General features: G+C 59.0%; 19 protein-coding genes. 14 read left to right on the top strand and 5 right to left on the bottom strand.

The window, feature by feature from the left end:
• Positions 1 to 187 precede the first annotated feature (187 nt).
• Positions 188 to 955, bottom strand: coding sequence for a DUF2076 domain-containing protein (locus tag SANT_RS15595; RefSeq protein WP_025423197.1), 768 nt, complete (start codon positions 953 to 955; stop codon positions 188 to 190).
• A gap of 240 nt (positions 956 to 1,195) precedes the next feature.
• On the opposite strand from SANT_RS15595, the gene SANT_RS15590 reads away from it, so the two are divergent.
• Together SANT_RS15590 and SANT_RS15585 are read left to right on the top strand one after the other, a co-directional pair.
• Complete coding sequence (locus SANT_RS15590; RefSeq protein ID WP_025423196.1) at positions 1,196 to 1,849, top strand: epoxyqueuosine reductase QueH; 654 nt, start codon at positions 1,196 to 1,198, stop codon at positions 1,847 to 1,849.
• A 604-nt stretch (positions 1,850 to 2,453) separates the two neighbouring features.
• Positions 2,454 to 3,668, top strand: coding sequence for an MFS transporter (locus SANT_RS15585; RefSeq protein WP_025423195.1), 1,215 nt, complete (start codon positions 2,454 to 2,456; stop codon positions 3,666 to 3,668).
• Here SANT_RS15585 and SANT_RS15580 read toward each other — a convergent pair.
• The gene (locus SANT_RS15580; RefSeq protein ID WP_025423194.1) at positions 3,645 to 3,977 is read right to left on the bottom strand and encodes a hypothetical protein; all 333 of its coding nucleotides are present in this window, start codon (positions 3,975 to 3,977) and stop codon (positions 3,645 to 3,647) included. The genes SANT_RS15585 and SANT_RS15580 overlap by 24 nt on opposite strands.
• Before the next feature lie 120 nt (positions 3,978 to 4,097).
• On the opposite strand from SANT_RS15580, the gene SANT_RS15575 reads away from it, so the two are divergent.
• The 5 genes from SANT_RS15575 to ppnP all read left to right on the top strand — a co-directional run bounded on the left by SANT_RS15575 (position 4,098) and on the right by ppnP (position 8,212).
• On the top strand, positions 4,098 to 5,630 hold the full coding sequence (locus SANT_RS15575; RefSeq protein ID WP_237234619.1) for an FAD-dependent oxidoreductase: 1,533 nt from the start codon (positions 4,098 to 4,100) through the stop codon (positions 5,628 to 5,630).
• 225 nt (positions 5,631 to 5,855) lie between these two features.
• Positions 5,856 to 6,380 carry a shikimate kinase AroL gene (aroL, locus tag SANT_RS15570; RefSeq protein WP_025423192.1) on the top strand — a complete coding sequence of 175 codons (525 nt, stop codon included), beginning with the start codon at positions 5,856 to 5,858 and terminating at the stop codon, positions 6,378 to 6,380.
• Positions 6,381 to 6,489: 109 nt separating this feature from the next.
• Positions 6,490 to 6,681 carry a hypothetical protein gene (locus SANT_RS15565; RefSeq protein WP_025244430.1) on the top strand — a complete coding sequence of 64 codons (192 nt, stop codon included), beginning with the start codon at positions 6,490 to 6,492 and terminating at the stop codon, positions 6,679 to 6,681.
• A gap of 361 nt (positions 6,682 to 7,042) precedes the next feature.
• On the top strand, positions 7,043 to 7,804 hold the full coding sequence (locus tag SANT_RS15560; protein ID WP_025423191.1) for an IclR family transcriptional regulator: 762 nt from the start codon (positions 7,043 to 7,045) through the stop codon (positions 7,802 to 7,804).
• Positions 7,805 to 7,915: 111 nt separating this feature from the next.
• On the top strand, positions 7,916 to 8,212 hold the full coding sequence (gene ppnP, locus SANT_RS15555; RefSeq protein ID WP_025423190.1) for a pyrimidine/purine nucleoside phosphorylase: 297 nt from the start codon (positions 7,916 to 7,918) through the stop codon (positions 8,210 to 8,212).
• 266 nt (positions 8,213 to 8,478) lie between these two features.
• Here ppnP and rdgC read toward each other — a convergent pair whose 3' ends face one another.
• Positions 8,479 to 9,396, bottom strand: coding sequence for a recombination-associated protein RdgC (rdgC, locus tag SANT_RS15550; protein WP_025423189.1), 918 nt, complete (start codon positions 9,394 to 9,396; stop codon positions 8,479 to 8,481).
• A 501-nt stretch (positions 9,397 to 9,897) separates the two neighbouring features.
• Here rdgC and SANT_RS15545 point away from each other — a divergent pair.
• Together SANT_RS15545 and mak are read left to right on the top strand one after the other, a co-directional pair.
• Complete coding sequence (locus SANT_RS15545) at positions 9,898 to 10,923, top strand: hypothetical protein (RefSeq protein ID WP_025423188.1); 1,026 nt, start codon at positions 9,898 to 9,900, stop codon at positions 10,921 to 10,923.
• A gap of 192 nt (positions 10,924 to 11,115) precedes the next feature.
• Positions 11,116 to 12,033, top strand: a complete 918-nt coding sequence (gene mak / locus SANT_RS15540) for a fructokinase (RefSeq protein WP_025423187.1) — start codon at positions 11,116 to 11,118, stop codon at positions 12,031 to 12,033.
• A gap of 362 nt (positions 12,034 to 12,395) precedes the next feature.
• Here mak and SANT_RS15535 read toward each other — a convergent pair whose 3' ends face one another.
• Positions 12,396 to 16,142, bottom strand: a complete 3,747-nt coding sequence (locus tag SANT_RS15535; RefSeq protein WP_025423186.1) for an AAA family ATPase — start codon at positions 16,140 to 16,142, stop codon at positions 12,396 to 12,398.
• Complete coding sequence (gene sbcD, locus SANT_RS15530; protein ID WP_025423185.1) at positions 16,139 to 17,365, bottom strand: exonuclease subunit SbcD; 1,227 nt, start codon at positions 17,363 to 17,365, stop codon at positions 16,139 to 16,141. The genes SANT_RS15535 and sbcD overlap by 4 nt, the downstream gene beginning before the upstream one ends.
• A gap of 451 nt (positions 17,366 to 17,816) precedes the next feature.
• Here sbcD and phoB point away from each other — a divergent pair, with 451 nt between their 5' ends.
• The 5 genes from phoB (at position 17,817) to brnQ (ending at position 24,140) form a co-directional block, all read left to right on the top strand.
• The gene (phoB, locus tag SANT_RS15520; RefSeq protein ID WP_025423183.1) at positions 17,817 to 18,506 is read left to right on the top strand and encodes a phosphate response regulator transcription factor PhoB; all 690 of its coding nucleotides are present in this window, start codon (positions 17,817 to 17,819) and stop codon (positions 18,504 to 18,506) included.
• A 202-nt stretch (positions 18,507 to 18,708) separates the two neighbouring features.
• Complete coding sequence (phoR, locus tag SANT_RS15515; RefSeq protein ID WP_025423182.1) at positions 18,709 to 20,046, top strand: phosphate regulon sensor histidine kinase PhoR; 1,338 nt, start codon at positions 18,709 to 18,711, stop codon at positions 20,044 to 20,046.
• Positions 20,046 to 21,014 carry a PstS family phosphate ABC transporter substrate-binding protein gene (locus tag SANT_RS15510; RefSeq protein WP_025423181.1) on the top strand — a complete coding sequence of 323 codons (969 nt, stop codon included), beginning with the start codon at positions 20,046 to 20,048 and terminating at the stop codon, positions 21,012 to 21,014. The genes phoR and SANT_RS15510 overlap by 1 nt, the downstream gene beginning before the upstream one ends.
• Positions 21,015 to 21,216: 202 nt before the next feature.
• The gene (locus SANT_RS15505) at positions 21,217 to 22,320 is read left to right on the top strand and encodes a cobalamin-independent methionine synthase II family protein (RefSeq protein WP_025423180.1); all 1,104 of its coding nucleotides are present in this window, start codon (positions 21,217 to 21,219) and stop codon (positions 22,318 to 22,320) included.
• A 503-nt stretch (positions 22,321 to 22,823) separates the two neighbouring features.
• Entirely contained in the window at positions 22,824 to 24,140 is a 1,317-nt protein-coding gene (gene brnQ / locus SANT_RS15500; RefSeq protein WP_025423179.1) for a branched-chain amino acid transport system II carrier protein, read from the top strand.
• Positions 24,141 to 24,149: the final 9 nt, after the last annotated feature.

Below are 24,149 nucleotides of genomic sequence, written 5' to 3'. Positions count from 1 at the left end.
TCACCTCGACAAAAAGTCTATCCCCTCAGCTCGACAAAAGGTCTATCCGTTAACCTCGACAGACAGTCTATGCCTTCACCTCGACAAAAGGTCTATCCCTTTACTTGGACAAACGGTCTATACATTCACCTCAACTCACAGGCTATCCGTTAAACTTGGCAATCGATCTATCCCTTAACCTCAACAATCAGATAAAGTCATCATCGTCATTGCTAAAATCGTCAGCGCCGAAATCGTTATAATCGGTATTGCTGCCGTCATCCGTTTGATCAAAAAAATGGCTGTCGGAGACGTTATTGAACGTATCAAGATTATCGGCATTAAAGTCTTGATTAAGTAACGGGTCGCTAGCGCCGGAAAGCGATGCGGCGGGATCATCGATGATGTTAACAATCTCTTGCGGTGCGGAATGATGGAACATATTGGTGAGCATATTCCCCAGCACCACCCCGCCGGCGACGCCCGCGGCCGTTTGTAGCGCGCCGGACAGAAAACCCCCGCCGCGCGGAGCATTGTACGGCTGCGCATAGCCGCTGTAGCCTGCCTGCTGCTGCTGCTGCTGCTGCTGCTGCTGCTGCTGCTGCGGGGAAGGCGAGCCCCAAGCGGACCCCCCCGGCTGCTGAGGCGGTTGACTGCCCCAGGTCGCTGCCCCCGATTGCTGGCGGCCCGCGCCGAACAGTCCACTGAGAAAGCCACCGCTGGCGGGGCGCTGCTGTGCCGCCGCCTTTAATTGCGCCACTTCATTTTGCAGTTGCTGCACTTGCTGACCCAGCCGGTTCAGCGCGGCTTCCTGAATCAAGATGGATTGTGCCATATAATAAGGAGCCGCGGGCTGTTGCTGAACAAAACCCTGAATCTGCCGGTCCGCCTCGACATCACGAGGGCCTGCGCTTTGTTCCGCCTGCTTCAGACGTTGAAACAGGCCTTCGATAAGACGTTGCTCTTCAGATTGCATAAGTCAGGTTCCCATTAATGATGTGCCAAAGTGGCCGTGATGGCCTAGCGTTAAATTTAGTCTTATCCTGCCGAGGCGGAAAGGCCCCCCGCGTAAAGGTTTATGGGAAATTGTTACCAGTTGGCATCTGCGGCGAACGCTAACCCCCCGACCGACGCGAGTGGGAGCAAACTGTGGCCTTTTATGTGCTACCATTGTCGCCAATGACCGCCTATTTTGCCGCCGGAGAGAGTGTTTTTTATGGCCGAATTCAACCGTCCCGTGTTAACGTTGCCCAACGGCGCCGACAAACTGCTGCTTCATTCATGTTGCGCCCCGTGCTCGGGAGAGGTCATGGAAGCGATCACCGCTTCAGGCATTGACTACACGATTTTCTTTTACAATCCCAACATTCACCCGCAGCGGGAATATCTGATCCGCAAGGAAGAGAATATCCGTTTCGCGCAGCAGCATAAGGTGCCGTTTGTTGATGCCGATTACGACAGCGACAATTGGTTTGCCCGCGCCAAAGGCATGGAACAGGAACCGGAGCGGGGTATCCGCTGCACCATGTGTTTCGATATGCGTTTTGAACGTACCGCGCTCTTCGCCGCTGAAAATGGTTTCAGCGTGATTTCCAGCTCGCTCGGTATTTCCCGCTGGAAAAATATGCAGCAGATTAACGAATGCGGCAGGCGTGCCGCGGGCCATTATAACGGTATCACTTATTGGGAATATAATTGGCGTAAACAGGGCGGCTCCGCGCGAATGATTGATATCAGTAAGCGTGAGCGTTTTTATCAACAGGAATATTGCGGTTGCATTTATTCTTTGCGCGATACCAATAAACACCGTCGTTCGCAGGGCAGGGATATTATCCGTATCGGCACTAAATATTATGGCGACGAAGAATAAGCTTGGTTGATGCCCTATTAACCTTGTGAAGCGGCTAAATGTATTACATTACTCGCCGATGACCCGGTAAACATGTCGGACCTGCGGCATTGCCCGCCTGGCTCTAGCGGTGGACCGTCGAGAAATTGCGCATCGCGCCCATGTGCGCATTCTCTCCTGACAGCGCCGCGCATTCAGGCGCGTTGCCGCGGGGTGACTAAAGGCAGGCCGTCGGGCGGTCAATATCACCGGTAAAAAGCGCAGTCCCGATAGCCGGCGTGTGCGTCCGTCGGGCCGGGAACCGCGCCAATCCTATGAGCGGGCGCACGGCGGTAACGCGCAGCGCGCTATTATAGACAGGATGTTAAAAATGTTATTTGTATGAGTGATATTGACAGGGGATGATAATAGCTGTTTAATTTCCCCCTACCAAGACCGCTTTAATGAAGACACCCGCTCGCCGCTGCCGATAAATGTCATTCATACCCTATTTAATGCATTTCATTCCCTCTTCCTGACAACTCATTCCCGTTTTGCCCCCGTTGGCGCCAAATGATCTTATAGTGCCCGCAATAACCCTTAGGGGAATAAATTCATTTTTTGAATTGTTTATGCGAGGCAAAGCATGAAAACGCAATCATCCCGATTCATTCGTTGGTTTACCCTGGCTGGCACCATTATTACCCAGTTTGCTTTGGGGTCGGTGTATACCTGGAGTTTGTTCAATGGTCCCCTGGCGCAGAAATTGGGTCAGCCCATTAGCCAGGTGGCTTTCGCTTTTGGTTTGCTGAGCATGGCGATGGCGGTGGCGTCGACCACCGCAGGTAAATTTCAGGAGCGCTTTGGCGTGCGCAAAGTCACGATCGGCGCCGGGGTATTGCTGGGCATCGGACTTTGCCTGACCGGGTGGTCCAATTCCATTATCATGCTTTGGCTGTGCGCCGGAATTTTGGTCGGGCTGGCGGACGGTATCGGGTATCTGTTGACGCTGTCTAACTGTGTTAAATGGTTTCCCGAACGCAAGGGCCTGATTTCTGCATGCGCTATCGGCGCCTATGGGCTGGGCAGTCTGGGCTTCAAATACATCAACAGCCAGCTGCTGGACCGCTATAGTCTGCCGTTGACGTTTGTATTATGGGGCGGTATCGCAGTGATAATGGTCGTGGCCGGCGCTCTTATGATGAAAGACGCGCCGCGCCAGGAAATCCGGCAGCGTGCCGGGGTCCGGGATTACACCTTGGCCGAATCCATGCGTATGCCGCAATATTGGTTATTGGCGCTGATGTTTGTTACCGCCTGCATGAGCGGGTTATATGTTATCGGCGTCGCCAAAGATATCGGCGAGAATCTGGTCCATTTATCGACGGCGGTGGCGGCCAATGCGGTCACTATTATTGCCGTCGCCAATCTTAGCGGGCGCCTGGTGCTGGGCGTCCTGTCCGATAAAATGTCCCGTCTTCGGGTCGTTTCACTGGCCCAGGTCATCGCCATGGCGGGGATGAGCATGCTGTTATTCGTTCATCTTAACGAGACACTGTTCTTTATCTCGCTGGCCTGCGTGGCGTTCAGTTTTGGTGGGACCATTACGGTATACCCGTCGCTGGTCAGCGATTTCTTCGGACTGAATAATCTAACCAAGAATTACGGCATTATTTATCTGGGTTTCGGCGTGGGTAGCATTATCGGCTCCCTGGTGGCGTCGCTGTTCGGCGGATTTATGGTGACGTTCCAACTGATAGCGGCTCTGCTGGTGATCGCGTTGATGATTTCGCTGACCCTGCGCCAGCCGGGGGCTGTCGATAAGCGCGGCTACCGTTTAGGGCATGCCCACGGCGAATAACAACTTGCCCCGACATCCGGTCGGCGGAGTGTCCCTGTCAGGCAAAAGCCCGCCCTCCGGCGGGCTTTTGCCGTTATCGCCGGTCTTGGCATGCGCCGTGCCATTATCGCAGACCTCGGTCGGCGCCGCGCCGTTATCGTAGGTTTTGGTTCGCACTGCGCCGTTACGGCTGGTCTTGGCATGCGCCGTGCCGTTATCGCAGACCTCGGTCGGCGCCGCGCCGTTATCGTAGGTTTTGGTTCGCACTGCGCCGTTACGGCTGGCCTTGGCTTGCGCCGCGCCGTTACCACCAACCTCGTCTTGCCCCAAGCCGGCGCCGGCTGGGGCTGAGCGCCTTTTATCAATTTGCTGCTAGGCTTACTGATAGTGCTTTAAACAGTAAGGTTTTATAAAATTAGTAAGGAGCCTATCGTGGCCTATGAGCAAATAATGTCGTTATCCTCCCTGTCGCAAATGACCCCGAGCAAAATAACCGTCGGAGAGACCGATATACTGGTAATCCGCCGCGGTGATGAGGTCTATGCCCTGGAAGCCACCTGCCCGCACTCCGGCGCGCCGCTGGAAAAGGGGGCGCTGTGCGAAGATAAACTGGTCTGCCCGTGGCATAAATCGGTGTTCGCCATCACCGAAAGTCGCCCGGGCTCTCTGCTGGAACCGCCCTCACTGCGGGCACTGAAACGCTTCCCGGTGAAGGTGGAGCAAGATGCCGTGTGGATCGACCCGCACCCGCTTGACGAAGCCACTCCCTTGCAGACGGCGGATAAACAGCCGACCTATGTGGTATTGGGCACCGGCGCCGGCGGTAGCGCGGCGATAAAAGCGCTGCGTGAGATGGGTTTTACCGGCAGGCTGGTGGTGGTTGAACGTGAAAAACAGGCCCCCTACGATCGTACCGCGCTATCGAAATTTGTGCCGCAGGGGGATATGGATATTCACGATGTGCCCTCCCTGCTGCCGGAATCCTACTATCAGCAACAACAGATAGAACGCATCAATGGCAATGTGGAAGAACTGGACAGCCAGCGCCGTCGTTTACGTCTGGAAGACGGCAAGACCCTTTCCTACGATCGTTTACTGTTAGCCACCGGCGCCACGCCGCAGCGGCCGGACCTGCCTGGCAAAGCGCTACGCGGCGTGGAGGTATTGCGCAGCTGGGAACAGGCGGCGACGCTGGTTGCCACCGTCGAGCGGGAGCACCGGCTGGTCATTATCGGCAATAGCTTCATCGGTATGGAGGTGGCGGCGGCGCTGCGTAAACAAGCCGTAGAGGTCACGGTCGTTTCGCCCCATCCTTTACCGTTTGAAAAACAATTCGGCACCGAGTTGGGCCGCTTTTTCCGCCGCCGTCACCAGGAGAAAGGCGTCACCTTTGTTGACGGCGAGCCGGCCGCTTTTGAAGGGGAAAAAAGCGTCAGCGCGGTGACGCTGAAAGACGGCCAACGTATTGAGGCGACGCTGGTTTTGCTGGCGACGGGCGTGGCGCCGGCGACGCGATTCATCCACGATCTGCCGCTCAATGACGACGGCAGCCTGACCGTTGACCGGACGATGAAGGTGTCCGCAGACATTTTTGCCATCGGTGACATCGCGACGTTCCCGCTGGACGGCAATCCCACCCGCATTGAACACTGGCGCGTGGCTCAGCAGCACGGACGTGTCGCCGCCGGTGCGATGATGGATAAGCCACACCCCTATGATGCCGTACCCTTTTTTTGGACCCAGCATTACGGCGTTCGCTATGAATATTTGGGCCATGCCGCTAAATGGGATCAGCAGGAAATTATCGGCTCGCCGGATGAGGATAACTTTGTCTCGCTGTATGGCCTGAAAGGAAATCTGGTGGCGGTCGTGGCGGCCGGACGGATGCGCACGACCGGCGTGCTATTAATTAAAATGGGCGACAAACTCGGTTTTGCCGAAGCGCAGCGCATCGTCGCCGACACCCGCGAAGCGGAAAGCTGACCGCGCGCCGGCGCCGCAGCGGCAATGCCCGCGGCCTTCGCGGCGCCGATTCCCTTTACCGTAGCGCAAAATTTTGCCGGCAAACGTGTGCGCCGCCAGAGGTCGATGATATGATGCGCTGCCGGCACGCAACGGGGCGGCGACTCTCCGCCTCATCCTGCTCCGGCCCAGGGACGATGAACGTTCTCGTCCGCTATTTCAGGTAAGGAAAAGGACAGACAGGCAATGACACAGCCCCTATTTATGGTTGGTGCGCGCGGCTGCGGCAAGACCACGGTGGGTCAGGCATTAGCGCGGGTATTGGGATATGCATTTACCGATACCGACGAGATGTTGTGGCGGTCTACCGGCAAGACTGTGGCAGAGATCGTCGCTGATGAAGGCTGGGCGGGCTTTCGGGCAAAGGAGAGCGAAATCCTGACAAGCGTTACGCAAGGGCAAACCGTGGTGGCCACGGGCGGGGGTATTATTTTATCGGCGGCTAACCGACATTTCATGCGCGCGCGCGGCACCGTGGTGTATCTGCACGTGTCGGCGCAGGAGCTTGCGCGCCGTCTACAGGCGTACCCCGATGAGGAGCAGCGGCCCAGTTTGACGGGCAAACCGATGATTGAAGAGATCGCCGACGTGCTCGCCGCACGGGAAAAACTCTATCAAGAAGCGGCACATCACATATTGGACGCCAGTCAGGCGCCGGACGATGTGGTCTATGCCATTTTACAACAGCTCTATCCCAGCGCGGCGAGTTGATAACCGGGCGACTTGGGGAGACGTGATGAGAGGTTAATCGCTTCGGCCGACGAGGCGCGGCGTGTTGGCTATACTTACCTTACGTGAGCACAACTATAAGGAAGTAACTATGGCAAGCAAACCTCCCTATCCGCGCGAAGCGCACATCGTCAAAAAAGAGAAAGGGCCGGCCGGCAAGAGCAAAACCGTCTATGAGTTGCGTGCCGACCATCCCCACCCCAATACCCTTATCAGTGAACACGACACCGAGCAAGAAGCGCTGGATTCCAAAGAGCGCTATGAGGATGAAAGCAAAAGCTGATCATCCGGCGGCAGGACATCGCGTCCTGCCGCCCCGCCGTTACTACGCGCTTTCCACCGTCGCGCATCACGATGTGTCACATCGGCGTAAAAAATAATTCATGTTTCTGCTGCTGCCGTCATGGCCCCATTGGGCCAAGTGGCTGAGAATGAAGCGCATTGCTCGTGCGTGAGGCGTTATCGTTAAGAGCGACACGCTAGTGTTTAAGTTTCTAATTAATAGCGATAAACCGATGTGTATGAGGCCGCCGGCGCACCGCGGACGGAGCGTGCAAACCGGTGAAATATTGTCTTGACGCCGACGCGCAGGCGATGAATGATAAAAACTCCGACATCAGTTCACCTGCAAAAAAAATAACATTATGTCGACATTGGAAAACGCCGCCGCGGTGTTAACGTTGTTCGTCCAGCCGGGCACGGATGCGCTGCCGGAAAGTCTGTCCTTCAGCGACATGGCCCGCCGTCTCACCTTGCCAAAAAGTACGCTTTCCCGGCTGCTTATCGCAATGGAATCGCAGGGACTGCTCGCGCGGGATCCCCACAACCGCCATTATCGGGTCGGCCACCTGCTGCGCTCATTGAGCCCGCCTGCACCGCAGAGCGGGCCGGCTACGCTTGCTGAGCGGGCGGCGCAGGCGCTGCATCAGCTCAGCGCACGCTATCGCTGCACCGGTTATTTATGCATGCTGCATCGGGATAAAGTCCGTATCGTGGACCGATTTCAAAGCAGCGCCGCCGCGCCTGCGATCTATGCGGTAGGCAGCCATTTGCCCGCCATGAATACGGCGGTCGGCAGAGCGTTGTTGGCCTGTTTTTCCGAGCGGGAAGTCATAGCGCGGTTGATGCCGCGCCAGGGCAGGCTGGGGGGATTTAATCAGCCCGGCATTGTCCGCTTGCTGCAGCGATTATCAGTGGTGCGCGGGCAGGGCTGGGATTTCAATCGCAATGAAACCCGCCCGGGTTACAGCGCGCTCGCTACGGCGCTGGCGGACAGCGAGCGGCGTGAGCAGTTCGGCCTATGTCTGTCTTTCGTGAACGCTGGCGATAAAGGCGCCTTCCCGACCGATAAGTTGGCGGGGTTGCAGTCCGCTACGCGGATGATTGCCCAACGAATCTATCAGTAAATCGGCGGCGCAAAATTTGTTTGTCCCGGCCGGGGTTTTTGTAGAAAAGGGCGTGACGCCCGCCGAGTCGCCTTTTACACTGGTATGACATTAATTGATAGGAAAAGACCGATGCTGAAGGTGAATGACTATTTTGCAGGGAAAGTGAAGTCCATTGGATTCGACGCCGCCAGCACGGGCCGTGCCAGCGTTGGCGTTATGGAGGCAGGGGAGTACACCTTTACCACCGGCCAGCCGGAAGAAATGACGGTCGTTAGCGGCGCGCTTAAGACGCTGCTGCCAGGCGCCAACGACTGGCAGGTTTTTATGCCGGGAGAGTCGTTCTACGTGCCGGCACACAGCGAATTTTGCCTGCAGCTGGCGGAAACCAGCAGCTATTTATGCAGGTACCTTAGCCACTCGCGCTGAACGGGTTGGCGCAAGGCCTGCGCCGTCCCGTCCACCGTTGACGCCGCTGGGCCGGGGGGCAATCTTTACTCTCATCCCGCTTCGTTCGCGCCAGGCATACGGCATTGCGTAACCTGCGCTGGCCGCGAGCCCGGCGGCATAGCCGCCCTCTGCGCCGCCGCGTCGATTCGTCCTCAAGCAATCGGTTAGGGTCATCGCCGCGCCGATTCGTCTCAGGGTTAACCGGCGGGCGGGTCAACCGTGCCTTTTCCCTGCGGCCGCCTCGGTTAGCCCTGACGCTGCGCCTCGCCTCCCAGCCCCGCAATCAGCTCAGTGATTAAAGCCGCCAATTCACCGGTCATGAGCGTAAAATCGGCGTCGAAACGGGCGGCGAAATCGTCGCGATCGATATCATCATTTTGCTCGCGTAGCGTATCGGCGAATTTTAACCGTTTAACCGTGCCATCATCGCCCAGCACAAACTGCACTCGCTCCCGCCAATCCAGCGCCAGCTTGGTCACCAGTTTGCCTGCCTCAATATGCACCGCGATTTCGTCGCTGGACAAATCCTGTTTTTTACAGCGAACGATGCCGCCTTCTTCCAGCAGCGCTTTTAGCTCAGCCTCATCTTGAATGGCGAAGCCGGCAGCGGGATCGCCGCTGCGTACCCATTCGGTCAGGGTCATTTCAATCGGTTTTTCCATAGTCAGCGGCACCACCGGCAACGAGCCGATAGATTTGCGCAGCAGCGCCAGACAATCTTCCGCTTTTTTGGCGCTGCCGGCGTCGACCAGCACCAGATTATTGACCTGATCCAGCCACAAGAACGTTTGGCCAAAACGGCTGAAGGCGCGAGGCATCAAGGTGTGCAGCACTTCGTCCTTGAGCGCGTCTTTTTCGGTTTTACGCAGTTTCCGGCTTTGTTCATTTTCCAGTTTGTCGATTTTGCCCTGTAGCTCCTGCTTTATCACCGAGGACGGTAGAATTTTTTCTTCTTTGCGCAGGCAAAGCAGGACATGTCCCGGTATCGCATGGGTCAGCACGTCGCTCTTGGCACCCATGGGCGGAACCCAGCCGGATTTCGCCATATCCTGACTGCCGCAGGGAGTAAAGGCGAAGGCGGACAACTGCTGTTCGATCTGCTCCACCGACAGCTCGATCGGCCGGTTCAAACGGTAAATCATGACATTCTTAAACCACAACATAATAGATATCCCTGACCTGAGGCACCTCAACCGGCGCGATTTGCCAACAAACGCAGCGCGCATGATAACGAATTGCAGGCGCTTCCCCTAGGAAAAAGCGCACAGAGTTGTCCGTATTTGACGTTGAAGCATGGTGTGTAACGGGCGGGTCAGGCACCGTCTGCGTTTGCCACAGGTTAAAAAAAAGGCGCTCGGCATACCGAAGGTTCTGGAGAGGAGACCGGAAAGAGGCGCTTGCCGTAGCGCGTTAACGGTGATTTCGCCGGTTACCGGCGTCGAAAATGTCTGATGATTTTATGATTAATAATTATCTATTAATTTAAGTTTATCAAAAAGCCGTATTACTGATGTAACCCATGCGCCAAGCGATAGAAAAAAGATAATAATAATTATTATAAAATAAATGATTCTCAAAATTCGGTATTCTTGTATTACCGTAAACATAGACTAACTTAATGGCGTAGCATCATTCTACTTCGTAAAAAATAAAGGAGTTAGCTTATGGAAACGCGGGATGTGGCTATCTGCGCCAACCGGGTGTCATGGGGATCACTTTTCAGTGGCGTTCTTACGGCATTCTCTATTTCACTCTTATTAGCGCTGCTCGGTAGCGCGTTGGGATTTAGCATGGTCGATCCCTGGGCGCAGCGACCGGCCGGGGGTATCGGCACCACCATGACCCTATGGACGGCGGCTGCGCTGCTCCTTAGTCTATTGGCCGGTGGTTTTGTCGCCGGCCGGCTGGCGATGATGGCCGGCGTGACGCACGGCTTCTTGACCTGGGCGCTATCGCTGCTGTTAGCGATTATCATTAGCGGATTCATTATTAGTGGTGCATTACGTTTGGCGGGAAATATGCTGGGCGCAGCGGGCAGCGCCGCCGGAAATATCGTTACGGCGGTGGGGAATAATAGCGATGAATTAGCGGGGGCGTTGAACAATGGGTTGGGGAAATTAACTCTGGACGATTCTCTGCCGGCCGATGCCTCGCCAAAAAATATTAGCGATGCGCTGCAAAACAGTGAAGTGGAAGCGCTGCATCCCGACTACCTTCAGCGCCAGCTTAAGGAAATACGTGCGGAAGTCAGCCAGGCGGTCGCCGAGGCGATGCGCGCCCCTGAGCGCAGTGAGCAGATTATGGCAGGGCTGGCTGAGAGGTTGAAGCAGCGCACGGATGCCGTAGCCGACGATATCAAGCGCGACGACGTGCATCAGGCGCTGGCCAATAGCAATCGTACTATGACGCCGGAGGCGTTAAATCAGGCGACCGATAAGGTGATGCGCGATAAACAGCAGGCGGCAGAAACGATAAAACAACGGATCGATACGCTGCAGCAGAACGTCAGTCACGCGCGTGAAGATTTGCAGCGCTGGCGCGAGGAAATGAAACAGCGCGCCGATAAGGCCGCTGCCGCCAGCGCCAAGTCCGCGCTTTGGTTATTCATTACCCTATTGCTGGGGGCGATAGTCAGCGCCGCCGGCGGCTGGTGGGGAGTAAGAAGCGGCGATCGCTATCACGTTCTCTAAACCTGCCACCGTTGCATGCACGGGGTGACGGGCGCCACAAAGCCAGGCTGAAACGTTACCCCACGGCGGGAATAGCTCAACTTTTTCCGTCGAATATCCTATGCTGATCCCCAAATAGTGCGCCGTGCCGCTTCCTGTCGCTTATCGCGGGGGCCACGGCGCCGGTAGATAACCGGAGCGGGGGCTGGCAACGTGCGTATCGGCATTGATTTGGGGGGTACCAAAATCGAAGTAATAGCGCTGGATGACGAGGGTCAGGCGATATTACGCAAACGGGTCGCGACGCCGCGCGATGATTATCCTGGGACGGTGGAGACCATCGCGGCGCTGGTCGAGCGGGTAGAACAGGAGACAGGCCAGCGCGGCAGCGTCGGCGTTGGTATTCCCGGAACCCTGTCGCCCTATACCGGCAAAGTGAAAAATGCCAATTCGGTATGGCTTAACGGTCAGCGTCTGGATAAGGATTTGCAGACCCGGCTGCAGCGGTCGGTAAGGATGGCCAACGACGCCAATTGCATGGCGGTGTCGGAGGCAACGGACGGTGCCGGCATAGGTATGAGTACCGTGTTTGCAGTGATAATCGGTACCGGTTGCGGTTCGGGTATCGCCCTTAATGGCAAAGTGCACAGCGGCGGCAATGGCGTGGCGGGGGAGTGGGGGCATAATCCGCTGCCCTGGATGGATGAGGATGAAAGGCGCATTATGCAAGAGGTTCCCTGCTACTGCGGAAAATCCGGCTGTACCGAAACTTTCATCTCCGGCACCGGTTTTATGCAGGATTACGCCAGGCTCAGCGGGCAACAGCGCAGCGGCGCAGAGATCGTCCATCTCGCCGCAGAAGGCGATAAATGGGCTGAGCGGGCGCTGAGTAATTATGAGCGACGGCTGGCCAAGGCCCTTGCGCAGGTAATCAATTTGCTCGATCCGGATGTCGTCGTGTTGGCGGGTGGAATGAGCAATGTCGACAGACTGTACGATTCGCTGCCGAGCTTAATAACGCCTTGGGTATTTGGCAACGAATGCCAGACGCCGATTCGTAAGGCGGTTCATGGCGACTCCAGCGGCGTGCGCGGCGCGGCGTGGCTTTGGCCGCAGGAAGAAGCGCGCTGACTCGCGAACGATGCCAGCGCCACCCGCGCGGCGGCAGGTTGGGTTTACATCGCGCACCGGCGGGGCTTAGGGCTCCCGCCTGAGCGGCTCTCTTCGCGGCGACAGGCACCCGGCACCGCCTCTGGCACCGCCGCCGGCAGAGGCGTCAACGGCGGTTGGGGTGCAGTTCCGTGGGCAAAGGTTGCCATCTGCGCCAGTACGGTCCTGATGGCGTTGCCGCCGGCAGAGGCGACAACGGTGGCTGGGGTGCAGTTGCCGTGGGCAAAGGTTGCCCACGGCGCCTATACGGTCCTGATGGCGTTGCCGCCGGCTGGAGGCTGGCCGTGCCAAGAGTGGGTTGGGCGTCGTTGCCGTCAGCGACCTCAATCGTCTCCCTCTTTGACCGGCGCATTGTCCGCCACAGCAAATTGTCGCTGCAGGCGGCTGATGCCCAATCCATTAATCTTACTGACTTTTATCTGCACCGGGATACGCTCCTTCATCGCTTCCACGTGGCTTATCACGCCGATCATTTTACCGCTGGCGTTGAGGGTATCCAGCGCGTCCAGGGCAATATCCAGCGTCTGGGCGTCAAGGGTGCCGAATCCCTCGTCAAGGAACAGCGAGTCGATGCCCGTCTTATGACTGACCAAATCCGATAACGCCAGCGCCAGCGCCAGGCTGACCAGAAAACTCTCCCCCCCTGACAGCGTCCGAGTATCACGTATGGCGTCAGCCTGCCAGGTGTCCACCACTTCCAGCTCCAGCTCTTCGTGCGTTTTGCGTTGCAGCTGATAACGGCCGTGCAGGCGCGCCAACTGCTGGTTAGCCAGATAAATAAGGTGTTCTAACGTTAAACCCTGTGCGAATTTACGAAATTTATCCCCCTCCTTCGACCCGATGAGCTCATTGAGATAGGCCCAATCCTGACAACGGTCGCGGCTCTCTTCTATCTGCCGCAGCAGCAGATGCTGTTCCCGCTGTCGCTGTTGATGGCTGCCCAACTGCTGCTGTATTTCCCCTTGCCTGCGGGCAAGTTGGCGCAGTTGGTCATCCAATTCGGCCAGGCGCTCCGCCACCGCGGCGTCATCCTCCTCGGGCGACAGGGTTGGCGGACGGGCGGCCTCCACCTGTGCCAGCGCCTCGGCGGCCTGCTGCTGGCGGGCGTCAGTACGCTGCTGCTGCGCGTTAAGCCGATCGCGATGTTCGCGCAGCGCATCCCGCTCGCCTGTGGGCAGCAGCGCAGCATCCAGGGCAGCGCTATCGGCAAACGAAGAGGTGCTCAACGCCTGTTGCAGCTGACTTGTGCTGGACGATGCCTGCTGAGCCAGCGTCTGCCGCTGGCGCGCCAGCGCGCTGAGGCTGCCCGCCAGTTCGTGTAGCTGACGCTGCGCTGCCTGTAGCTGTTGGCCGGCCTGAAGCTGCACCTGGCGCAGCCGTTCACCGGTGCGGCGCAGCCGCGCGCCGAACTCGACGGTCGTGACATCGCCGGCCAGGGCATGACGCTGCCGGCCGGCGCCGGCCAGTTCAGCGTCGGTGGCCGTTAGCGCCTGCGTCAGCGCCGCCTGGCGCTGCGTCAGGTCGGCGACGGTCTGCATCAGGGCGTCGACGCTGCCGTTCAGCGAGGTGATTTGGCTTAGTCGCCGCTGCGCCTGTTCATGGCGCTGCTGCCACCTCAGCCACAGTTCCCGGCGGGCATCGAGCCACGCTGCGGTTTGCATCGGCTCCGGCACCGTTAACGCTGCCGCGTCGAGGGCGGCGGCAATCTCCTCGTTAAGCCGCGCGAGATCGGTTTGCTGCTGGGTCAGACTCAAGGTGGAGGCTTGCAGATTCTCCTCCAGGTCGCGCTGCTGCTGACCGTTTAGCGCCAGCGCCGACAGGCTGCGATCGTGGACAAGCTCGGCGGCGCTTAGTGCATCGCGCGCCGACTGCCACGCCAGGGTCGCCTGCTGTAGCTGTTCGAGCCGCTGCGCCAGTTGAGTCTCTTCCCGTTCATAAGCCGCCAGCGCGTCTGCGGCCGCCCGCAGAGCCTCGGGCGTTAGCGTCGCCAGCTCGGGAAGGCGCAGGTTTTCGTCAGGCGCAATCGCCAGTTGCTCAACCGCCTGCCGCCAGCGTTGTTGCAGCTCGTTGCGCTGATGCGCCAAGGCCGTCAGCGTCTCCTCGCCCTGTTGGCACTGCGTAACCAGCAGGTGCAAACGGGTATCCCCCTCGATCTTCGCCGCGGCGCATTGGTCTACCTCGGTCTGCTGCTGCTGCAACTGCTGCTCGGTGCGCCCGGGGGACAACGTTTGATAGGCATTTATCGCTGGATGCTGGGTGGCGCCGCACAGCGGGCACGGTTCACCGGCGCGCAGAGCGCGGCGCTCATCCTCCAGCCGGACAATACGCCGTTCCAGCTCCAGCGTGGTTTTCGTCTGCCTCAGCAGCCGGGTTTTGTCCTCCAGGCTGGCGTGCAGCGCCGTTTGCTCCTGGCTTAACATAAACCGCGTTTGCAGGCGTTGGGACTGCTGCGACTCCTCCTGCCGGAGCCTATCCGCCAGCCCCGAGAGCTGCGGCAGCAGGGTGGTCAGCAACAGATAATGGGGCCGCTGCCCCTGCCGCCGTTTCCAACGCGTCTCGAACGTGGTGCCGCTCTGCGCGTGGACCTGTTCTTCCCGCTGCCGTTGCGCCTCGGCAAAGCTCAAGCTTAGCGCCTCGCGCTGCTGTGCCAGCCGCTGACTCTCCGTTAAACGCTGCTGACCTTCCGTTTGTAAAGCGGTAAGCCGCAACCGTTGCTGCGCCACGCGCTGTTCCAGGTCTCGGCAATGGGTTAGCGCTTCATCGCGGCGAGCGAACTGCTCACGCCACAGCGGGAGCTGCTCACCCCATAGGCGGCAGGCGGCATGGCGGTCCAGCCAGTCACTCTCCTCCTGCGCCTGCTGACGAGCCTGATGCAGCGCCTGCTGCTGTGTCGCCAGAGCCGCGCTTTCCTGACGATGGCGCTGTTGCAGCGGCACAAGCTGACGCTTGAGGTCCTCCTGTTGTTGCCGCAGCGTGGCGATCTGCTGATCCAGCGGGATAAGCTGTTCCTCTATTATTTGCTGATGCCGGCGCTGATCCTCCTCGTGCGCGGCCAGTTGCTCATCGGCGAGCCGCAGCGCTTGCGCCAGCGGCTGCAGCCGCGCCTGATCCTGCTGCTGGCGCTGCTGCAACTGGGCCAGCTCCCCCTCGGCGCGGGTACAGGCCTGCGCGTCGCGCCGCTGCTGGTCCAGCAAAGGGCGCAACGCCTCCGCCGGCTCCGCCGCGGCAAGGCGAGCCAGATCCGGCGCTGCGGCCTGCACCTGCTGCGCGGCCTGCAAGGACGCCTGCTGCGTCTGCGCCAGGGCCGTCTGCCGCTGCGTCCGTTCATTCAGCCAAGCCTGATGACGCTGACGTACATGGCGCTGCGCGTTCAGCCGCTGTTCCTCCTGCCGCCGCTGCGTCAGTTCGTCCTCGAGCGCCGCCTGCTGCTCACCGGTCAGCATTTCAATGGCGCCCGCGCGAGCTTCCCACTGCGCCAGCTCGGTGCGGACCGCTTTATTACGTTCAAACACATCGGCGGAGATGCGGCCATAGATATCGGTGCCCGTCAGCTCCTCGAGCAGCCCGGCGCGGCTTTTGGCGTCAGCATTCAAAAACGCGGCAAAATCGCCCTGCGCCAGCAAAATGGATTTGGTGAACCGCGCAAAATCCAGCCCCGTCAGTTCGGCTATCAGGCGTTTTTTATCGCTGATTTTATCCGCCAAAATCAGGCCGTCGCTGATGCGAGCCAGCTCCACTTTCACTCCCTGCAGATTACCGTCAGGTTGATTTTTCGCCCGGCGCTGGCTCCAAAACGCACGGTAACCGACCCCTTTAACGGCGAACTCCACTTCGGCAAGCGCTTCCGCGGTATGGCGCGTCATCAGCTCCGGGCCAGGGTTGTCCTTAAGGCGCGGCGTCTGGTGATAAAGCGCCAGACTGATGGCATCGAGCAGCGTGGTTTTCCCCGCGCCGGTCGGGCCGGTGATGGCGAACAAGCTACTGCGATCAAAGGGGGCGGCGGTAAAGTCGATTTTCCATTCACCCTGCAGCGCATTCAGGTTTTTGAGGCGCAGCGTCAGAATTTTCATGCTTCCGCTCCCTCCCGGCCATCGTGTACATCGCCGACCACCTGTTCAAACAGGCCCCGGATGCGCTGGCAGCGGGGTTCATCCGGCGCCTCCTCCAGCGCCAGCCGCCGTTCAAACACCTCGCTCACGCTCAATTCGCTAAGCGTCTCCTGCTGTAACGGATGAAGGCCGCTAGACCGCTGCTCGCGGCTGCGGCGCAGCAACACCACCTCTACCGGTAACGGCTCCGCCAACGCCTGGAGATGCTGCTGGATGTCGGTGAGATAGCCGTCGGCCACAACCTCAATGTCCAGCCACACCGGGCGTTCGCCGCGATAATCAGCATAGCCGCGCAGCTGCCGCTCTATCTCATCCACAGGGCCTTTGATAAGCCGCATTGGCTGCGTTTCGGGCACCGTCAGCGGCGTTATCCGCGGCGGCAGACCGTCCTGGAAAGTAACCAGATTGACCTGTTTCGGCTGGCCCGCCTCATCAAAACTTAGCGGTATCGGCGAGCCGCAATAGCGGATGCAGTCATTGCCGCCGATAATCTGCGGCCGGTGAATATGGCCCAGGGCGATATAATCCGCGGGCGGGAACAACCGCGCGGGAAAAGCATCGAGAGCGCCGATGTAAATATCGCGCACCGAATCGGTGGTGCTGGCGCCGACCGTCGTGAGATGGCCGGTGGCGATAATCGGGACCGGGGAGGGGAGCGCGTCGCGCAACCGCTGCGCGCGTAGATACAGCTGCTGATAGCGCTCGGCGATGGCGTCAAGCAGCGCCTGCTGCTTTTCACCGCCCGACAGGCCGCCGCGGCTGACCAGTATATCCCGCGGCCGCAGAAAGGGAACGGCGCACAGCACCGCGCCCGGCGCGCCGTGGCGATCGTCTAGCACCCACACCTGGTCCTCGCCGTTGCCGCCGGCCACAATGCGCGTATTCAGGCACGCCAGCAGCGCGCGAGATTCATTGAGCGTTGCGACCGCGTCATGATTGCCCGCCAGCGCCACCAGGCGACAGCCGGTCGGCTGCAGCGACACGACGAAACGGTTGAATAATTCGCGGGCATAACTGGGCGGTGTACCGGTATCGAAGACATCGCCCGCTACAATCAAGGCGTCCACCTGGTGTTCATCCACCTGACTGATAAGCCACGTCAGAAACGCCTGATGTTCGTCGGCGCGGTTTTTGGTGAAGAACGACTGACCCAGATGCCAATCAGAAGTGTGAATAATGCGCATGACGCTCCAGCGGCAAACAAATCGATGGGGCAGTATAAACCGTGCCGCCGGCGCCTGTCGTCCGACGGGGGGAATTTTGCGGCGCCGATTCCCGAAAAGAGGATAAGCCCTCCCGTGCGACGTCATTCCGCGCTGAGCAACCGCGCGCTTGGCTGCGCGCTCCGCCGTTGCCGTGGCGCTATACGCGCCGCTACCCCCTGACGCTCGGTTACCCGAAAAGAAACAAGATTCTGCGTAAGGCGCTGACGGCGCGGCTGCGGCGCATTGATTAGTAAAATTCGCCAATTTTCAGCGTGTTATGGTATCAAAACGTCGTCTGTTGCCGCCGGGTGCCGGCGTCAGTTAACGATAAAATCTATTTCTTTTTAGATAAATGAGTTTTAATAAATATGTCACAAAAGTGACGCATAATGCCGGCACCTTGATCATGACGATTTATGGCGGAGAAACGATGGCGAGACGCATACTGGTGGTGGAAGACGAAGCGCCAATCCGGGAAATGTTGTGTTTTGTCCTGGAGCAAAACGGCTTTCAGGCCATCGAGGCGGAGGACTACCCCTCCGCGGTCAATCTGCTCGCGGAACCGTACCCTGACCTGGTGCTACTGGACTGGATGTTACCGGGAGGGTCCGGCATTCAATTCATCAAACAGATGAAACGCGAAGCGCTATCGAGGGAAATTCCCGTTGTGATGCTGACCGCGCGCGGTGAAGAAGAAGATCGCGTACGCGGGCTGGAAGTCGGGGCCGACGATTATATTACCAAACCCTTTTCTCCCAAAGAGCTGCTGGCGCGGATAAAAGCGGTGCTGCGGCGCATCTCCCCGATGGAGGCGGAAGAGCGAATCGAGCTTCAGGGCCTGAGTCTGGATCCCGCCTCGCATCGGGTGACCGCCAACGAGCAGGCGCTAGATATGGGGCCGACCGAATTCAAGCTGCTGCATTTCTTTATGACCCATCCTGAGCGCGTCTACAGCCGCGAGCAATTGCTGAATCATGTATGGGGCACGAATGTCTATGTGGAGGATCGCACGGTGGATGTCCATATCCGCCGTTTGCGTAAAGCGCTTGAATCCGGGGGGCATGACCGTATGGTGCAAACGGTGCGCGGTACCGGTTACCGCTTCTCCGGGCGCTATTAAATACGGCGCAGGCGGGCAGCGCGCGCGGTCTGCTCAAACCTTGCTGCCGCGGTAGCGGCCGTTGATGGTACGCTTGCGCACCGGCGATGACAGCGCGCAGAGGCGGAACATGAGTCAGATGGAAAGGATGCGATGCCCGCGGTCAGCGGACGCATGATGAGCCGGTGGCCGCGCTACAGGGGCCGTCGCGAAGGAGATGCCGTTGCTTGAACCTATTACCTGGCGCAGATTGTTGCTGGAAGGGGTGCTGTTTTGCCTGCCGGCGCTGCTGTTGTCGTTGTTCATCGGCCACTTGGGCTGGCTGTTGGCTCTGTCGCTGCTGGCGGCGCTAATGCGCAATTATTATTTTCAGCTGCGGCTATCGCATTGGCTATGGCGCAACCCGGGGCGGGCGCCGCCGGCGGGCGGGGGCAGTTGGATTTCGCTATTCTATGGTTTGCACCGTATGCAACTGCGTCAACGCCGCCGGCGGCGCGAGCTGGCGATGTTGTTTAAACGCTTTCGCAGCGGCGCCGATTCGCTGCCCGATGCGCTGGTGATGTTAACGGGTGACGGCCATATTTTCTGGTGCAACGGCCTAGCCCAACAACTGCTCAGTTTCCGCTGGCCGGAGGATAATGGACAACCGATCCTCAATTTGTTGCGTTATCCAGAGTTTAATGATTATTTGCAGCGGCAAGCGTTTCAGCGACCGCTTACATTGCAGCTGAACAATCAGCACTGGGTGGAGTTTCGCGTTATGCCCTATACCGACGATCAGCTATTGATGGTGGTGCGTGACGTCACGCAAATGCGGCAACTGGAAGGGGCGCGGCGTAACTTTTTCGCTAACGCCAGCCACGAATTGCGCACGCCGCTGACGGTATTGCAGGGGTATCTGGAAATGATGACCGACGATAGTCTTGACGCCCACATGCGGCAGCGGGCGGTGCAGACTATGCAGGATCAATCCCGGCGCATGGAACGCCTGGTCGCCCAATTGTTGGAGCTGTCGCGTATCGAAGCGGCGCCGCAGGGGGAAACCCACACGCCGGTGGATATGCCGACCTTGCTCAAGCGTTTGCAGGCCAGCGTCGAGGGGCTCAGCCAAGGACAGCATCCGCTGGTGCTGCGCGTCAATCCGCGGTTATGGATCAACGGCAATGAAGAGCAACTGCGCAGCGCGGTATCGAATCTGATGTACAACGCGGTTATTCATACGCCTCCCGGCACCCGCATCGAGGTCAGCTGGCAGCGCAGCGCCGAGGGGGCGACGTTTCAGGTTAGCGACAACGGGCCGGGTATTGCGCCGGAACATTTGCCGCGCCTGACGGAGCGCTTTTATCGGGTGGATAAAGCCCGTTCGCGCCAAACCGGCGGTAGCGGCCTGGGTCTGGCCATTGTCAAACATGCGTTAAGCCATCACGATGCGCGGCTGGATATCAGCAGCGCGCCGGGCGAGGGCACCCGTTTCGGTTTTACCCTGCCGGCGCGGTTGATTACCCTGCCGCCGCGAGTGGACCCTAGCGTTTCTCCTCTTTCACCCCAGGCCAGAGAGTGATGCGCGGTTTTTCCCTCTTGGCCGGCGCCCTGTTCGCTAGCTGCCTGCTGGGGGGGCATAGCGCGGCGCTGCGCGCGCAGCCCGTTACGCCGGCGGCGCCGATTCCGCTCCTGACCGGTACGTTAACCAGTACCGGCTCGGATACGCTGGCGTCGCTGATGAGCGGCTGGGCGGCGGACTTCAGTCGGCGCTATCCCGAGGTCGGCGTGCAAATCCAGGCGATGGGTTCCGCCGCCGCCGCCGCCGCGCTGGCGGCCGGCACGGCGCAGCTGGGCCCCATGAGCCGCCCGATGAGCGAGCTGGAAATCGCCGGCTTTCGTCAGCGTTACGGCTATGCGCCGCTGGCGCTACCGGTGGCGCAGGATGCGCTGGTGGTCATGGTTAATCAGGCCAATCCGCTAGAAGCGATTAGCCAACGCCAGCTGGATGCGATCTTTTCCGTCACTCGTCAGTGCGGACAGGCGGCGCCGATACGGCGTTGGGGGGACGTGGGGTTAACCGGAGAATGGCGCACGTTATCGCTACTGCGCTACGGCCGGAACACCGCCTCCGGCACCCAGGGATTTTTTCGCCTTCGGGTGCTTTGCGGTGGAGATATGCAGCCAACGGTCAACGAACTGCCCGGATCGGCGGCGGTCGCGCAGGCGGTGGCCGCTTCGGTGAACGCGATTGGCTATACCAGCATGGGCTTCCACGCCCGCGGGGTGAAGCGGCTGGCGATTATCGATGCGGCTGGCCACACGTTAACCGCCGATGCGCAGACATTGCGCCGCGGGGAGTACCCTTTCACCCGCCCGCTCTTTCTCTACGTCAATAAACCGCCGGGTAAATCCCTTGACCCCCTGACATTGGCATTTCTGGCGCGCGTTTTGTCCGCCGAGGGACAAGAGCAGGTTAGCCAGGCAGGGTATGTGCCTTTGACGCAATCCCAACGGCTGACGGCGCGGCGGGCCGCTGGATTGCCTTAAATCGCCAAAGTGAAAATCTCACAACGATCATGAATAAAATTCAATAGCGTTGAAATTTTCTCGTTTGTGCGGCGTTAGGTGAAGTGACACACTGCGCCTGAGACATATAGACGTCTGGATGTCCCTTCATTCCGAAGCGTGACTATACCGTCGCTAAACTAACGCGATCATCATGAGGATGACGCCCTCCTGGAGCAGTAAAATGCAAAGAACCCAAGCCCCTTTCCGCGCCGATGTGGTCGGCAGTCTGTTACGTCCCGCCGCGATAAAGCAGGCCCGCCAGCGTTTCACCGATGGCGAGATAGATGCCGCGCAGCTGCGCGCCGTGGAAGACAACGAGATTGCACGCGTCGTCGCGGAGCAGCGCGCGCTGGGGCTGCAGGTCGTAACGGACGGGGAGTTCCGCCGCGCCTGGTGGCATATGGATTTCTTTGAAGGATTGGACGGGGTGGAAGGGTACCAGCCCGACCACGGCATTCAATTTCAGGGCGTGCAGACCAAAGCCCGGAGCGTCAAGGTCACCGGTAAACTGGGATTTCGCCATCACCCGATGCTGGAGGATTTCCGTTTCCTGAAAAGCGTGGCCGGCGACGCGGTGCCGAAAATGACCATTCCCAGTCCGAGCGTCTTGCATTTCCGCGGCGGGCGCGCGGCGATCGATAGGGCCGTCTACCCCGATTTGGCGGAATACTTCGACGATCTGGCACAGACCTGGCGCGATGCCATTGCCGCGTTTTATGCCGCCGGCTGCCGCTATTTGCAGTTGGACGATACCGTCTGGGGCTATCTGTGCTCGGAAGATCAAAAGCGTCAAATGCGCGAACGTGGCGATGATCCGGACGCTCTGGCGCAGATTTACGCTGAGGTGCTGAATAAAGCGCTGGCCGGTAAGCCGAAGGATTTGGTGGTGAGCCTGCACGTTTGCCGCGGGAACTTCCGCTCCACCTGGATTTCCGAAGGAGGTTATGAGCCGGTCGCGCCCATCCTGTTCGGTCAAGTGAAGGTGGATGCCTTTTTCCTGGAGTACGATACCGAACGCGCTGGCGGCTTTGAACCGCTGCGCTTTATCAAACCCGGACATCAGCAGGCGGTGCTGGGGCTTATTACCTCGAAAACGCCGACGCTGGAAGACCCCCAGGCGGTGCTGGCACGCATCCGTGAAGCCAGCCAGTATGTCAGCCTGGATCAGCTGTGCCTAAGCCCGCAATGCGGTTTCGCTTCTACCGAAGAGGGCAATATGCTGAGCGAACAGCAGCAGTGGGATAAGCTGAAGTTAGTGCTTGATATCGCTCGCCGCGCCTGGTGATAACGCGTGCGCGGGCGGTTCTTCTCTGCCCGCGCTCAAGTCGTTGCCACCGTCTGCGTCAATGGAAGTCTAAACCTCGTCTTTAACCACAGCCACAGCCGGTGCCAGATTTTGAACTGCGCAGCGGTTCGCTCGCCCTATGTCGCCCGCACGCCCCGTGTCCATGTCGTCCATCGCAATTTCTTATGTCGCGCTGGCGATTTTCGTCGTCAGACGGGTTATCATGTAGCGCAGAAAAGGGAACATTTGAATACTTAACCTAAATATTATTCAAAAAGCAGATTTTAGTGCCAGTTTTGCCGGATGGACTTGCCAGCAACCGCTATAAACTATTAAATTAGCCGCCGTTGCGCCGCCCGTCAGTATTGCTTCCCCGCATGATTATTCTGTCCGGCTTAACGGCCGTTTACGCGATGCCGATCGTTTCGGCCAAAGGTGTGTTGAGCACCGCGCAGTCATAAGAATTTCTTATTTGGATTTACTACAGGCTTTAATACAAACCCATGACTAAACGTTTAACCTCCAAAGACATCCTCGCGCTGGGTTTTATGACCTTTGCTCTGTTTGTCGGCGCCGGAAATATCATTTTTCCGCCCATGGTGGGCCTGCAATCCGGTCAGCACGTTTGGCTGGCGGCGGCGGGCTTTTTGATTACCGCGGTCGGTCTGCCGGTCATTACCGTTATCGCGCTGGCGCGGGTCGGGGGCGGCATTGATGCGCTCAGCTCCCCTATCGGCCATAAAGCCGGTCTGCTTCTGGCTGTCGTGTGTTATCTGGCGGTGGGCCCGCTGTTCGCTACACCGCGCACCGCGACCGTCTCATTTGCGGTCGGCGTGGCCCCCTTCGCCGGCAACGGCGAACTGCCTTTGCTGATTTACAGCCTGATCTATTTCGCCGTGGTCATCGGTATTTCCCTGTACCCCGGCCGCTTGCTGGATACGGTGGGCCATGTCCTGGCGCCGCTTAAGATCATCGCGCTCGCGGTATTGGGCATTGCGGCGATGCTGTGGCCGGCGGGCCAGCCGTTGCCGGTGTCCGCAGGCTATAGTCACCTGCCGTTTTCCAGCGGATTCGTCAACGGCTATCTCACCATGGATACCCTGGGCGCGATGGTATTCGGCATCGTTATCGTCAACGCCGCCCGTTCGCGCGGCGTGGCGAGCGCCCACTTGCTGACCCGTTACACCGTTCTGGCCGGACTGATTGCCGGTATCGGTTTGACGGCGGTCTATCTGACGCTGTTCAAGTTAGGTTCAGGCAGCGGCGTGCTGGTGCCGGGGGCGCAAAACGGCGCCGAAATCTTGCACGCCTATGTGCAGTACATCTTCGGCGCCGCCGGTAGCGGTTTTTTGACGGTGCTGATAACGATAGCTTGTTTGGTGACCGCGGTGGGCCTGACCTGCGCCTGCGCTGAATTTTTCAGCGAACATACCGGCATGGGCTATGGCAAGTGGGTGTTCCTGCTGGGGCTGTTCTCCATGGTGGTGTCCAACCTGGGCCTTAGCCATTTGATCAGCATTTCCGTACCGGTGCTTACCGCTATCTATCCACCGTGCATCGTCCTGATCCTGCTGAGTTTTACGCTGCGCTGGTGGCATTCCAGCGCCCGCCTTGTTGCGCCCGGCATGCTGGTCAGTCTGGTGTTTGGCTGCCTGGATGGCATCAAGGTGTCGGCCTATCCCGACATTCTCCCGGCCTGGGTGGATCGCCTGCCGCTGAGCGCGCAGGGACTGGCCTGGCTACCGCCGACGCTGGTCATGCTTGTCGTCGCGGCGGCTTACGATCAATCCCGCGGACGGCAGCAAATCTCCGTTCTTTGAGCGTCGGCG

The sequence above is a fragment of the Sodalis praecaptivus genome, from assembly GCF_000517425.1.
Classification (GTDB): domain Bacteria; phylum Pseudomonadota; class Gammaproteobacteria; order Enterobacterales; family Enterobacteriaceae; genus Sodalis_A; species Sodalis_A praecaptivus.
This window is presented reverse-complemented; position numbering and strand designations above follow the sequence as displayed.

Excerpts from the sequence above, each read along its gene's own strand:
- SANT_RS15575 (WP_237234619.1), top strand. The coding sequence starts at position 4,098 with ATGTCGTTATCCTCCCTGTCGCAAATGACCCCGAGCAAAATAACCGTC.
- sbcD (WP_025423185.1), bottom strand. The coding sequence starts at position 17,365 with ATGCGCATTATTCACACTTCTGATTGGCATCTGGGTCAGTCGTTCTTC.
- SANT_RS15505 (WP_025423180.1), top strand. The coding sequence starts at position 21,217 with ATGCAAAGAACCCAAGCCCCTTTCCGCGCCGATGTGGTCGGCAGTCTG.
- SANT_RS15560 (WP_025423191.1), top strand. The coding sequence starts at position 7,043 with ATGTCGACATTGGAAAACGCCGCCGCGGTGTTAACGTTGTTCGTCCAG.
- SANT_RS15535 (WP_025423186.1), bottom strand. The coding sequence starts at position 16,142 with ATGAAAATTCTGACGCTGCGCCTCAAAAACCTGAATGCGCTGCAGGGT.
- SANT_RS15565 (WP_025244430.1), top strand. The coding sequence starts at position 6,490 with ATGGCAAGCAAACCTCCCTATCCGCGCGAAGCGCACATCGTCAAAAAA.
- rdgC (WP_025423189.1), bottom strand. The coding sequence starts at position 9,396 with ATGTTGTGGTTTAAGAATGTCATGATTTACCGTTTGAACCGGCCGATC.
- ppnP (WP_025423190.1), top strand. The coding sequence starts at position 7,916 with ATGCTGAAGGTGAATGACTATTTTGCAGGGAAAGTGAAGTCCATTGGA.
- SANT_RS15595 (WP_025423197.1), bottom strand. The coding sequence starts at position 955 with ATGCAATCTGAAGAGCAACGTCTTATCGAAGGCCTGTTTCAACGTCTG.
- brnQ (WP_025423179.1), top strand. The coding sequence starts at position 22,824 with ATGACTAAACGTTTAACCTCCAAAGACATCCTCGCGCTGGGTTTTATG.
- SANT_RS15545 (WP_025423188.1), top strand. The coding sequence starts at position 9,898 with ATGGAAACGCGGGATGTGGCTATCTGCGCCAACCGGGTGTCATGGGGA.
- SANT_RS15590 (WP_025423196.1), top strand. The coding sequence starts at position 1,196 with ATGGCCGAATTCAACCGTCCCGTGTTAACGTTGCCCAACGGCGCCGAC.
- aroL (WP_025423192.1), top strand. The coding sequence starts at position 5,856 with ATGACACAGCCCCTATTTATGGTTGGTGCGCGCGGCTGCGGCAAGACC.
- SANT_RS15585 (WP_025423195.1), top strand. The coding sequence starts at position 2,454 with ATGAAAACGCAATCATCCCGATTCATTCGTTGGTTTACCCTGGCTGGC.
- SANT_RS15510 (WP_025423181.1), top strand. The coding sequence starts at position 20,046 with ATGCGCGGTTTTTCCCTCTTGGCCGGCGCCCTGTTCGCTAGCTGCCTG.
- phoB (WP_025423183.1), top strand. The coding sequence starts at position 17,817 with ATGGCGAGACGCATACTGGTGGTGGAAGACGAAGCGCCAATCCGGGAA.